We start from the raw sequence: 12127 nt of genomic DNA, 5'->3' as shown, positions 1-12127 counted from the left end.
CACGGCTTTTGCGCACAAAAACCGTTCACGCAAACGCCGTTGCCGCAGATGTCTGTTGACAGCACCGAAGGCCCAATTACTGTCACTGTGAGTGAAATTTGTTTCGCTGGGGAAATCAAAAAGAGGAGGCCCGCAATGAAAACTCGTGTTGCCGTCATCGGAGCCGGACCGTCGGGCCTGGCGCAGCTAAGGGCCTTCAAGTCGGCAGCCGACAAGGGCGCCGAGATCCCGGAAATCGTCTGTTTCGAAAAGCAGAGCGACTGGGGCGGCCTGTGGAATTACACCTGGCGCACCGGCCTCGACGAGCATGGCGATCCGGTGCATGGCTCGATGTACCGCTATCTCTGGTCGAACGGCCCGAAGGAATGCCTCGAATTCGCCGACTACACGTTCGAGGAGCATTTCGGCAGGCCGATCGGCTCCTATCCGCCGCGCGCCGTACTGTGGGATTATATCAAGGGCCGCGTCGAGAAATCAGGCCTGCGCGACTGGGTGCGTTTCAACAGCCCGGTGCGCATGGTGACGTTTTCGGACGAGACCAAAAAGTTCACCGTCACCGCGCATGACCGCGGCAACGACGTCACCTACTCCGAAGAGTTCGACAATGTCGTCGTCGCCTCAGGGCATTTCTCCGTGCCCAACGTGCCCTATTTCGAGGGTTTTTCGACATTCAACGGCCGCATCCTGCACAGCCACGATTTCCGCGACGCTATGGAATTCAAGGGCAAGGATATCCTGATCATCGGCCGCTCCTATTCGGCCGAGGACATCGGCTCGCAATGCTACAAATACGGCGCCAAGTCGATCACCTCCAGCTATCGCTCGAAGCCGATGGGCTTCAAGTGGCCGGAGAACTGGAAGGAGGTGCCGCTCTTACAGAAAGTCGTCGGCAAGACGGCGCATTTCAAGGACGGCACCACAAAGGACGTCGATGCCATCATCCTGTGCACCGGCTATCTGCATTCCTTCCCTTTCCTCACCGACGATCTGAAGCTCAAGACCGCCAACCGGATGTGGCCGCTCGATCTCTACGAAGGCGTCGTCTGGGAGAAGAATCCGCAGCTTTTCTACATCGGCATGCAGGACCAGTTCTACACCTTCAACATGTTCGACGCGCAGGCCTGGTTCGCGCGCGATGTCATCATAGGCCGCATCAAGCTGCCGTCGGCCCAGGCGATGGCCGAGCACGGCGCCAAATGGCGCGCACGCGAGGAGACGCTGGAAGACGCCGAGCAGATGATCTGGTTCCAGGGCGACTACACCAAGGAACTGATGGACCAGACCGACTATCCAGGCTTCGACGTCGAGGCGGTCAACCACACCTTCATGGAGTGGGAGCACCACAAGATGGAAAACATCATGACCTTCCGCGACAACGCCTACCGCTCGCTGATGACCGGCACCATGGCGCCGATCCACCATACGCCCTGGCTGCAGGCGCTGGACGATTCCATGGAGAGCTATCTCGAGGTGAAAGGCGTGGCGGCGGAGTAAAGGCGAGGGTCGGCAGCGCCATGACGCCGTGGCCCTCAAAACTCGCAGGCCTTGGGGCGCTTGACGGCGGACCAGTCCTTCAACGGCACCGGCCTGAATTTGCCCTTGATCGGTTTGCCCTCGTCCAGATCCTTGGAGGCGGTGGCCCTGCCGGTGAGATAGTTGATGTCGCAATCGCCAAGCGTCGTCTCGACGCCGCCTGACGTCTGCTGGTTCCAGTCCCAGTTGCGGCTATAGCCGCCGACCAGAAACTTGCCGTGGCGATTGACGATCGTCAGCGTCTCTTCCGTCGATTTGCCGGCGCCGCAGCCGAAGCATGACGTGACTGCCAGCGATCCCTTGCCCTTGCTTTCGAGGCCGATGACCCGGTCGTCTGTCAGCCCTTTCCTGACGAAATCCGGCTGGCGCGCGGGATCGGGCTTCTCCTCGCCCAGATAGATGTAGAGATCGGCGGGACCGCCGGCCTCCTGCACCACGACCGCCCGGTCGGTCTTGCCATCCTGGTCGATGTCGAGCTTCAGTTCGAGACCGGGAGCATTTTCGGCAAACGCTGGCATCGGCGTCGCCGCCAGGACGACAAGCCAGGGCCAAACCGCATGATGGAATGCTTTCCTCATAAGGAGACGTCCGCCGCGCGCCGCAAAATAGCACCGCCGCGGGGCGGACGCAAAAAGCGAAACTCAGCTGAGCCAGGTCCTGGCCGGTCGAGCATGAAGTTCAGAAATAGCCGTCCGACGCCGCCGTCGCTTCCTTCGGGATTTCCACTCCGTCGACCAGGATCTTGTCGACCAGTTCATGGTGGAAGCAGACCAGCCCCTTGATCCGCTCGGCCTCGTGCACCGGCTCTGGATAGTACCAGACCAGGTTCTCGTGCCGCTTCTTCGGCGTCGTCACATGATAATAATTGGAGATGCCCTTGTAGGGGCAGCGCGAGATGTAGCGGCTCGGCGAAAACATATCGAGCCGCGTGTCCGAGATCGGCAGATAATGCCGTACCGGATGTCCGGTCTCGAACAGGAACACGCCGCGCCGCGAATCGGCCACCTGCTCGCCGTCGAGGATCACCTGCACGCGCCGCGATGAAGGCAGGCAGTCGACGCGGCGGAACGGATCGCGGGCATGCACGAAGATCTCTTCGTCCTCTTCATACCAATGGGTCATCTTCGGCCAATAGAAGGAGATGTAGTCACCGATCGGTGGACAGCCCTTGACGGGGTCGAGGTAGCGCCAGGCGCCGTCCTCGACCAGCGTGATGCCGGTGTTCAGGGAGTAATGCGTGGCGACACCCTTGAACGGGTCTTCGGTCGTCGTCCGGCTCGGCAGCAGGAACTCCTCGCGCACGTCGCTCATCGGGAAGTAGTATACGGGCAGATGGTCGCTCTCCTGGAACACCAGCGCCTTGGTGGTATCGGCGACGATCATCGACCCGACCTGCACGCGCAGCCGCTTGGGCGAGGGCATGGTGAAGGCGACATAGCCCGGTTCGAACTCGTACTGCACGATGTTGTCGAGCACCGGGAAATGCGGCCCGCGGCCGCGCAGATGGGGCTTGCGAATGGTCGTCGTCCTCTTCTCGTCGCCTGCGGCCGGGTTCTTTCGCGCAACCATGGTCATGACGCCACCGATACACGATCGAGCAGCAGGCCGGCGGCGATCGGCGGCAGGCCGCTGACATTCTTGCGCACCGGCACCAGGAGGTCCGGGAAATAGCTGAAGATCACCGGCGTCTCGTCGAGCAGCAGCTTCTGGATGTCGGAAGCGGCCTTGCGCTGCGCGTCGAGGTCGAGCGCCTTCAAATAGCTGGCGACCATGCCGTCATAGGTCGCGTTCTTGAAATGCGCCGCGTTCCACGGGCCATCGCTGACCAACGGGCTCTTGAGGAAGACGTTCGGCACGCTGCGATGCGCGTAGTCGGTGATGCCGAGCGGGCTGTCCAGCCAGTCCGACTGGCCGAACACCGCCTTGCCGTAATATTTGTCCTGGTCCTCGATGTTGAGCGAGATGCGGGCGCCGATCTCCTTGGCGAAGTTCTGGAACAGTTGCGCGTAGCCGGGAATGTCGGAATAGCGCAGCGTCGTCAGCGTCATGTCGAAGCCGTTGGCGAGCCCCGCCGCTTCCATCAGTTGCTTGGCCTTGGCGATGTCCTGCGTGCGTTGCGTTACCGACTTGTCGGTGACCGGGAAAGCCGGCGCGAACGGGCTGTCATTGCCGGTAGCCGCCATGCCGCGGCAGAGACCGTCGACCAGTTGGGAGCGGTCGATGCACAAGGCCAGCGCCTGGCGCACGCGCTTGTCGGTGAACGGCGCCATGTCGCAGCGCATATGGAACTGGCGATGCGCGGTCGAGGCGACGCGCAGCACGGTGATGTCGGGATTGCCCAGCACCACCTGGCTGACGTCGAGCGGGATCGCGTCGAGAACGTCGACCTCGCCCGCCTGCAGCGCCAGGATGCGAGGCTGCACGTCGCCGTAGAATTTGAACTCGAGCCGGTCAGGCAAGGCCTTCTCGCCCCAATAGTCGGGATTGCGCACGAAGCTCGCGCCGACCTTCGGCGTGTAGCTTTCGAGCCGGAACGGACCGGTGCCTTCGAAGGTCTTCTCGTAGTCGCCCTTGTAGCTCGCCGGCAGGATGACGGCGTTGTAATTGTCGATCGACACCGAATAGGGGAAGCTGCCGTTCGGCGCGTCGAGATGGAATTCGACGGTGTGGTCGTCGACCTTGCGCGTGCCGCCCTTCGACAGCAGGCCCTTGAACACCGAGAGAGCGTTGGACGTGCCGTTCGGGTCGGCAAGGCGATCGAAGGTTGCCACGACGTCGTCGGCTTTGAAATTCTCGCCATTGTGGAATTTCACGCCCTTGCGCAGCTTGAAGGTCCACACGCTGCCGTCAGCGTTGGGCGACCAGCTTTCGGCCAGCACCGGCTTCAGCGTCAGGTCCGGCTGCGTCACGCAGAGGAACTCGGCAGTCTGGAAAACCAGCTGATAGCTGCCGCTGTCATAGAAGGTGACGGGATCGATGGCACCGCCCGGCACGGCGACGCCGGCGCGCACCGTGCCGCCCGGCTTGCCTTCGGCGCGTGCCTGCGGCGCGCCGAGGCCGACCGCCGAGGCGATGCCTCCGAGGAAGGGCAGCGACAGGCCGAGCACGCTGCCATGGCGCAGGAATTCGCGCCGGCCGATCCTGCCGGCGAGCAATTCGTCGACAGAGGAATTTTCGATTGCGCCGAGGGTTTTGCGAGCGGCGTCGATCGTCCTGAAATGCTTCGGCATGGCGGCATTCCTTGTTTGTCGCGGGGGCTTTGGCATGTAGGCCACTGTTGACCGCGACCGGAAAGCGATATTTTTTGATTGCAGCCATCGGAATTTTCGATGGGATCCACTGAAAGGCGAGGAACCATGGACACCGAGACTCTGCGCAGTTTCCTAGAGGTCGCGGCGCAAGGCAGCTTTACCGTCGCCGCTCATCGGTTGAACCTCGCCCAGTCCACCGTCAGCGCGCGCATTCGCGGCCTCGAGGAACAGTTGGGGCGCAAGCTGTTCGTCCGCGATAGTGATGGCATCACGCTGACGCCGGCCGGCCGGCAGTTCCTGCCGCATGCCTCGACGATCACCCGCACCTGGGAGCAGTCGCGCCAGGACATCGCCGTTCCCGATGGTTACGAAACGCTGCTGAGACTGACCGCGCCCGCCTATCTTTGGGATAGCATCACTTCGCCCTGGATCGAATGGATGCGGGCGAAGCGGCCGAATGTGGCGCTCAGGCTGGAAGGCAGTTTCCCGGATCTGGCGGTCGACCAGATCGCCGAGGGCTTGCTCGACATCTGCATACTCTATCTGCCGAAGCCGCATCCGGGCATCGTCTATGAGACCTTGGCCGTCGACCAGGTGGTTCTCGTCCAGCACGTCGGACAGCCCGGATCATGGACCGAGAATTACATCCTGATGGATTGGGGGCTGGAGTTCCGCGTCGAGCACGACCGGGCCTTTGCCGGAATGGTGAAGCCGGCGATATCGGCCGGGCTGGTGTTCATCGGCTTGCAGCACGTCCTGTCGCAGAAGGCGGCCGCCTATCTGCCGCTGAGCGCGGTCAGCGCCCATATCGAGCGCGGCGAGCTGAAGCGCGTCGAGGATACGCCGGTATTCCAGCGCCCGATCTATCTTGCCTATCCGGAGAACCCTGTATCTTCCGATGCTCTCGACGTTGCGCTCACGGGCCTGCGTACGCTCGCCAGGAATCTGTCCGGCGATCAGGCTTTCGCGGAGAGCGACCGCGCTTTCAGCATGGCAGGCGCGGCGGCATTCTGATCACGCCGGCTCCACGGCCTTCGGCTTTTGCAGCCTTGCCAATTCGTCGTAGGGGATATGGCATCGGATGGTATGTCCCGGCTGCGCCTCGGTGAGTTCCGGCTCCTGCGTCTCGCAGATGGCGCCGATCTTGCGCGGGCAGCGCGTGTGGAAGACGCAGCCGCTCGGCGGGTTGGCGGCGCTTGGTATCTCGCCGTCGAGACGGATGCGCGAGCTCTCGGTGCGGTCGAGCTTTGGAACCGCCGACAGCAGCGCTTCGGTGTAGGGATGGTGCGGGCCGGAAAACACCGCTTCCGACGGTCCGAACTCCATGATGCGGCCAAGATAGAGCACGGCGATCTTGTCGGAGAGATAGCGCACCACGCCAAGGTCGTGCGAGATGAAGATATAGCTGACATCCTGCCTCGACTGCAGGTCGGCCAGAAGGTTGAGGATCGCCGCCTGCACCGAGACGTCGAGCGCCGAGGTCGGCTCGTCGCACACGACGATGCGCGGATCGCCGGCGAAGGCGCGCGCGATCGCCACGCGCTGCTTCAGCCCGCCCGACAGCTGCCGCGGCTTGACCGCGAGATGCCGGTCGGTGAGCCGCACCGAGCGGACGAGCTCTTCCAGGCGTGTATCCAGCGTCTTGCCGCTGAGCCCGCCCAGCCGCTTCAAGGCTCGGCTCAATATATGCCGGATCGAATGCGAGCGGTTGAGCGCCGAGTCCGGATTCTGGAAGACGATCTGCACTGCCTTGACCTGGTCTTCCGAGCGGCTGGCGAGCCGTGGCGCCAACTGCTTGCCCTCGAGTTCGATCGAGCCGCCGTCGTCCGGTGCGACGAGGCCGAGCAGGAGCCGCGCGAAGGTGGTCTTGCCGCTGCCGGATTCGCCGACCAGGCCAAGAGTCTCGCCGGGCCTCAGGCTGACCGAGACGTCCTTCACCGCCCGCAGCGGGCGGCCGTGGCTGGCATAGGTCTTGTTCAGTCCCTCGACCTGCAGCACCGGCGGCGCCTGCTTCGGCGGGACGGCGGCGATCTCGGCGGGCGTGGCGCGCGGCAGCGACTGCGCCTGGTCGTGATAATGGCAGCGCGACAGGCGGCCATCGCCGAGCTCGTAGAGCGGCGGCGGCTCTGCGCGGCAGCGTTCGGTGGCCAAGGCGCAGCGGTCGGCGAAGGCGCAGCCGGTGATGGTGGCGCCGATGCCGGGCAGGAAGCCCGGAATGGTGTCGAGCCGGCCCTGGTCCTTGCGCTGGCCGCCGCGCGGCAGGCAGCGCAGCAGCGCGACCGTATAAGGATGGCGCGGATCGTTGAAGACGTCCTTGGTCGAGCCTTCCTCGACCAGCATGCCGGCATAGAGCACGCCGACGCGGTCGCACATGTTGGAGACGACGGCGAGGTTGTGGCTGATGAACAGGATCGAGGCCGACAGCTCGCGCCGCAACTGCCCGATCAGGTCGAGCACTTCCGCTTCGACCGTGGCGTCGAGGCCGGTCGTCGGCTCGTCGAGGATCAGCATCGAGGGGTCGTTGGCCAAGGCCATGGCGATCGCCACGCGCTGCTGCATGCCGCCGGAAAGCTGGTGCGGATAGCGCTGCATGACGCTCGCCGGATCGGATATGCGCACCCGGTTCAGCATGGCGAGCGCCTTGTCTTCAGCTGCCTGTCCGGTGATGCCTGCCAGCTCGAAGATCTCGGTCAGTTGGCGGCCGATGCGCAGCGACGGGTTCAGCGCCTTGCCGGGGTCCTGATAGACCATCGACACGCTGTCGGCGCGGGCCCGCCTGAGCGCTTCGCTGTCGAGCTTCATGACATCCTTGCCGTCGAGCGCGATCGAACCGCCTGTGATCGACCCGTTGCGCGGCAGGTAGCGCACCACCGACAGCGCCACGGTGGATTTGCCGCAGCCGGATTCGCCGACCAGCCCGTAGGCTTCGCCGGCCCTGATGGTCAGGTTGACGTTGCGCAGCACCGCCCGGTTGCGGCGGCCGACGCGATAGGCGACCGAGAGGTCCTTTAGCTCGAGCGCATTGGCGGCTTGGCTAGGCTCAGTCATTGAACGCTCCATGCACGCCGTCGGCCACCAGGTTGACGCCGATCACCAGCGAGGCGATGGCCAGGGCATCGAACAGCACCGTCCACCAGAAGCCGCCGCCGATCATGCCGTAATTGGAGGAAATCGACAGGCCCCAGTCGGGCGAGGGCGGCTGGATGCCGAAGCCCATGAAGGAGAGCGTGGCCACCGCGAAGATGGCGTAGCCCAGCCGCACCGTCGTCTCGACCAGGATCGGCGGGATGACGTTGGGCAGGATCTCGACGAACATCGTGTGCAGCGCGCCTTCGTGGCGCAGCTTCGCAGCGGCCACATAGTCGAGTTCGCGTTCGGCCAGCACCGCCGAGCGCACGGTGCGCGCGATGATCGGCGCGAAGCTCAAGCCGATGACGACGATGACGGTGATCTTGGACGTGCCGAGGGCGACGATGGCGAGCAGCGCGATGATGACCACCGGGATCGCCATGAAGGCTTCCAGCACGCGGCTGACGATGTCGTCGACGATGCCGCGGAAATAGCCGATGACGAGGCCGAGCGCCGTGCCGGCGATGGTCGCAAGGATGGTGGCCAGCGGCGCCACGGTCAGGATGTCGCGCGAGCCGACGATGACGCGCGAGAACACGTCGCGGCCGAGCTGGTCGGTGCCGAACCAGTGATCGCCCGCCGGCGGCGTAAGGGCGTTGATGATGTCGCTTGCCAGCGGGTCGTAGGGGACGAAGTGCTGGCCGAACAGCGCGCAGACGACCCAGAACAACAGGATGAAAAGCCCGGTGAGGAACGTGCCGGACCTGGAGAGCGAATGCAGCACTTCGCCCCAGGGGCTGCGCTGTGCGGTATCGGGCGCCGGCAGGCTGGCGGGGGTGTCTGTCGCGCTCATTGCTCTGCTCCCAGCCGGATACGCGGATTGAGCACGGAATAGAGGAAGTCGGCGATCAAGGTCGCCACCGCATAGACGATGCCGATGGTGAGGATACCGGCTTCGAGCATCGGAAAGTCCTTGCCGCGCGCGGCGGTGAAGATCAGCGAGCCGATGCCCTGGTAGCGGAACAGCGTCTCGATCACGACCAGGCCGCCGATGAGATAGCCGGTCTGGGTGGCGATCACGGTGATGGTCGGCAACAGCGCGTTGCGCAGCACATGGCGCCAGATCACCGTTCGCCAGGGCAGGCCCTTCAGCACGGCGGTGCGCGTATAGTCGGAATCGAGCGCCTCGATCATGCCGGAGCGCGCCATGCGCGCGATATAGCCGAACAGCACCAGGAAAAGCGGCAACGAGGGCAGGATGAGATAATAGAGCTGGGTGAGGACGCCGGCGCCCTTCGGCCAGGCGGCGGCGATCGGCAGCCAGCGCAGCCACACCCCGAAGATCAGGATCAGGATGATGCCGGTGACGAATTCCGGCAGCACCGTGACCGACAGGCCGCCGAGGCTGATGATGCGGTCGAGCGGCCGGTTGAAATTGAGCGCGGCGATCACCCCGCCCAGGATGCCGATCGGCACCACCAGCACGAAGGCGACCAACGCCAGCTTCATCGAATTGCCCAAGGCATCGATGACGAACGGCGCCACCGGCGCGCGGAAGACATAGGAGGTTCCCATGTCGCCGTGGAGAAAATTCCAGATCCAGCTGCCATATTGGACGAGCAGCGGCCGGTCGACGCCGAGCGAATGGTTCAGCGCATCCACCGCGCGCTGGTCGGCGAACGGCCCCAGAATGGCCCGCCCGACATTGCCGGGCAGCACCTGGCCGCCAAGGAACACCATGACGCTGAGCAGGAACAGCGTGACGAGCGACAATGCCAGGCGCCGGACGAGGAAAGCTAGAATGGCAGCGTCTCCTTACGAAGGACCTTTGCGCCCAGCCAAGCCGGACGCATCGGACAAGCTCATAGTGGCAGGCGGATCGAAGGCTGTCACGGGCGGAACAGGCCCCGTAAACCGGGACACCTGAACCAGCGTCGAATTGCAGGTCGGCGACTGCGCAAGCCGCGACGTGCCGCGATCGGGCGTCAGCACATTCGGATTGCCGTGCTTTTCGAGGCCCTCCGGCTCGCCCGGCCGGGCCGGGTCGAACCAGGCGCCGGTCGGCAGCTGCACGACGCCGGGGATCAGGCTGTCGGTCAGGACGGCGCCGGCGAGGCATGATCCGCGATCATTGAAAACCTTGACCGCCGCGCCGTCCACGATGCCGCGCGCCGTCGCGTCCTCGCGATTGATCAGCAGCGGCGCGCGGCCCGCGACCTTGGCCGCCCGGCTGACCGACCCATGGTCGTACTGGCTGTGCAGCTTGTCGGCCGGCTGCGGCGACAACAGATGCAGCGGAAAATTCTCCGCCAGGCCGGCATTGCCCAGCCACTCCCGCGGCTCGCGCCATACGGCGTGGCCGGGGCAGTCGTAATAGCCGAACGACTCGACCGTTGCAGAGAACAACTCGATTCGCCCGGACGGCGTCGCCAAGGGATGCCGCTCCGGATCGGTCCGGAAGGCGCCAAGGAAGGTCTGCGACGTCACCGAGCGCGCAAGCTCGGCATGGCCGTCTTGCCAGAACCGGTCGAACGGCGGCATCTCCACGCCGGCCGCGCCGGCATTCTCCACCGCCTGGCCGTAGAGATGCCGGATCCATTCGTCGGCGCCGCGCCCTTCGGTGAAGGCATCGCTCGTGCCGAGCCGCACTGCCAGCTCGGCGAAGATGGCAAAATCGTCGCGCGCCTCTTCGAACGGCTCGATCGCCTGCTTCATGGCGACGATCAGGTTTTCACGGTTCGAGAAGCCGAGGTCGTTGCGCTCCAGCGCTGTCGTCACCGGCAGCACAATGTCGGCGTGACGCGCCGTCGCCGTCCAGAATTGCTCGTTGACGATCACCGTTTCAGGCCGCTGCCAGGCCTCGACCAGACGGTTGAGATCCTGGTGGTGATGGAACGGATTGCCGCCGGCCCAGTAGACGAGCCTGATGTCGGGATAGGTCAGCGCAGCGCCGTTGAAGTCGAACGATCCGCCTGGATTGAGCAGCATATCGGCCACGCGCGCGACAGGGATGAAATGCGCCACCGCGTTCCTGCCCTGCGGCACCGAAGGCCAGCGGAATCCCATCTCCGGCCTGCCGGCGCCGTTGGTCGAGGAATAGCCGAAGCCGATGCCGCCGCCCGGCAGCCCGATCTGGCCGAGCAACGCGGCCAGCGTGATCGCCGCCCAGTAGGGCTGCTCGCCATGGTCGGCGCGCTGCAGCGACCAGCTGACCATCAGCATGGTGCGCTTGGCGGCCATCTCCTCGGCCAGTGCATCGATCGTTGCCGCGTCGACACCGCTGAGTTTCGCCGCCCATTCCGGATCCTTCGGCTGGCCGTCGCTGTCGCCCATGAGATAGGCGCGCACGATGTCGAAGCCAGTGCAATAGCGTGTGAGGAACGCCTCGTCGTGAAGGCCCTTGCTGATCAGCACATGGCAGAGCGCCAGCATCACGGCGGTGTCGCTGTTCGGCTTGAGCGGCAACCATTCGGTGTCGACGCCACGCGGCGCGTCGTCGCGCACCGGCGAGACATTGATCAACCGTGCGCCATTGGCGACGGCGTTGCGCAAAGCCGCCGACGCCTCGTGCCGCGCCGAGCCGCCGCCTTGCACCTGCGCGTTGCGCCATGGCAGCCCGCCGAAGGCGACAATAAGCTTGGCGTGCCGTTCGATCCCGTCCCAGGTGGTGTGGTTGCCGGTCAGCGCATCGGTGCTGCCCAGCACATGCGGCAGGATGATCTCGGCCGCGCCATAGGAATAGCTCAGCACCGAGCCGGTGTAGCCGCCGATCGTGTTGAGGAAGCGATGGACCTGGCCCTGCGCATGGTGGAAGCGCCCGGCGCTCGCCCATCCATACGAGCCCGCATAGATCGCGCTGTTGCCATGCGTCGAGCGAACGCGCTCCAGTTCAGCCGCCACGATATCCAGCGCGATCTCCCAGGACACTTCGACGAAGGGCTCGTCGCCGCGCCTGCTTGCCGGGCTGGACCTGTCTCCCTCCAGCCAGCCGCGCCTGATGGCCGGGCGGGCGACGCGCAGCTCGCCTTGCACTGTGCCGAGCAGCGACCGGCCGATCGGCGACGGGTCGGGATCGCCGCTCCACGGCTCGACGCCGACGAGCCGGCCGTTCTCGGCGCGGACCTCGTACGTCCCCCAATGCATGGTGGTGAGCAGGGTTGCGGTTCCCATGGGATGCATCGTCCCGCCGCGACGGTTGAGGGCAGGGCGCCTTGTCGCCATGCTCCGACCGGCCGCGAATCGCCAGCCCCCTTCGAGGCTGGCGGTGCGGGATC

The 12127-nt window shown here is 64.8% G+C and carries 9 protein-coding genes; 2 read left to right on the top strand and 7 right to left on the bottom strand.

Features of this window, described 5'->3' with window-relative positions; genetic code table 11:
• Positions 1-135 precede the first annotated feature (135 nt).
• Positions 136-1494 carry an NAD(P)/FAD-dependent oxidoreductase gene (locus FJW10_RS05830; RefSeq protein WP_140899072.1) on the top strand — a complete coding sequence of 453 codons (1359 nt, stop codon included), beginning with the start codon at positions 136-138 and terminating at the stop codon, positions 1492-1494.
• Between the two features lie 35 nt (positions 1495-1529).
• Here the strand turns inward: FJW10_RS05830 and FJW10_RS05825 are convergent, their stop codons facing one another.
• From FJW10_RS05825 to FJW10_RS05815, 3 genes are all read right to left on the bottom strand, one after another.
• A complete protein-coding gene (locus FJW10_RS05825; protein WP_140899070.1) occupies positions 1530-2051 on the bottom strand; it encodes a hypothetical protein in 522 nt (173 codons plus the stop codon).
• A gap of 160 nt (positions 2052-2211) precedes the next feature.
• Entirely contained in the window at positions 2212-3102 is an 891-nt protein-coding gene (locus FJW10_RS05820) for a DUF427 domain-containing protein (RefSeq protein WP_140899326.1), read from the bottom strand.
• Positions 3103-3104: 2 nt separating this feature from the next.
• A complete protein-coding gene (locus tag FJW10_RS05815) occupies positions 3105-4763 on the bottom strand; it encodes an ABC transporter substrate-binding protein (RefSeq protein ID WP_140899068.1) in 1659 nt (552 codons plus the stop codon).
• A 126-nt stretch (positions 4764-4889) separates the two neighbouring features.
• Between FJW10_RS05815 and FJW10_RS05810 the strand changes: the two genes are divergently transcribed.
• A complete protein-coding gene (locus FJW10_RS05810) occupies positions 4890-5798 on the top strand; it encodes a LysR family transcriptional regulator (RefSeq protein ID WP_140899066.1) in 909 nt (302 codons plus the stop codon).
• Here FJW10_RS05810 and FJW10_RS05805 read toward each other — a convergent pair whose 3' ends face one another.
• The 4 genes from FJW10_RS05805 to FJW10_RS05790 are packed head-to-tail and all read right to left on the bottom strand — an operon-like array spanning position 5799 to position 12023.
• Positions 5799-7832: an ABC transporter ATP-binding protein gene (locus FJW10_RS05805; RefSeq protein WP_140899065.1), complete on the bottom strand. Its 2034-nt coding sequence runs from the start codon at positions 7830-7832 to the stop codon at positions 5799-5801.
• Positions 7825-8706 (bottom strand): ABC transporter permease, encoded by an 882-nt coding sequence (locus FJW10_RS05800; protein ID WP_140899063.1) that lies wholly within the window; start codon positions 8704-8706, stop codon positions 7825-7827. Before FJW10_RS05800 ends, FJW10_RS05805 begins: the two co-directional genes overlap by 8 nt.
• Positions 8703-9656, bottom strand: a complete 954-nt coding sequence (locus tag FJW10_RS05795) for an ABC transporter permease (RefSeq protein ID WP_140835249.1) — start codon at positions 9654-9656, stop codon at positions 8703-8705. The genes FJW10_RS05800 and FJW10_RS05795 overlap by 4 nt, the downstream gene beginning before the upstream one ends.
• Before the next feature lie 12 nt (positions 9657-9668).
• A complete protein-coding gene (locus FJW10_RS05790; protein ID WP_140899061.1) occupies positions 9669-12023 on the bottom strand; it encodes a molybdopterin guanine dinucleotide-containing S/N-oxide reductase in 2355 nt (784 codons plus the stop codon).
• Between the last annotated feature and the right edge of the window lie 104 nt (positions 12024-12127).

This window comes from Mesorhizobium sp. B4-1-1 (assembly GCF_006439375.1).
In the GTDB taxonomy this organism is placed as follows: Bacteria; Pseudomonadota; Alphaproteobacteria; order Rhizobiales; family Rhizobiaceae; genus Mesorhizobium.
The sequence above is the reverse complement of the archived record's forward strand: the minus strand, read 5'-3'. Positions and strand labels throughout refer to the sequence as shown.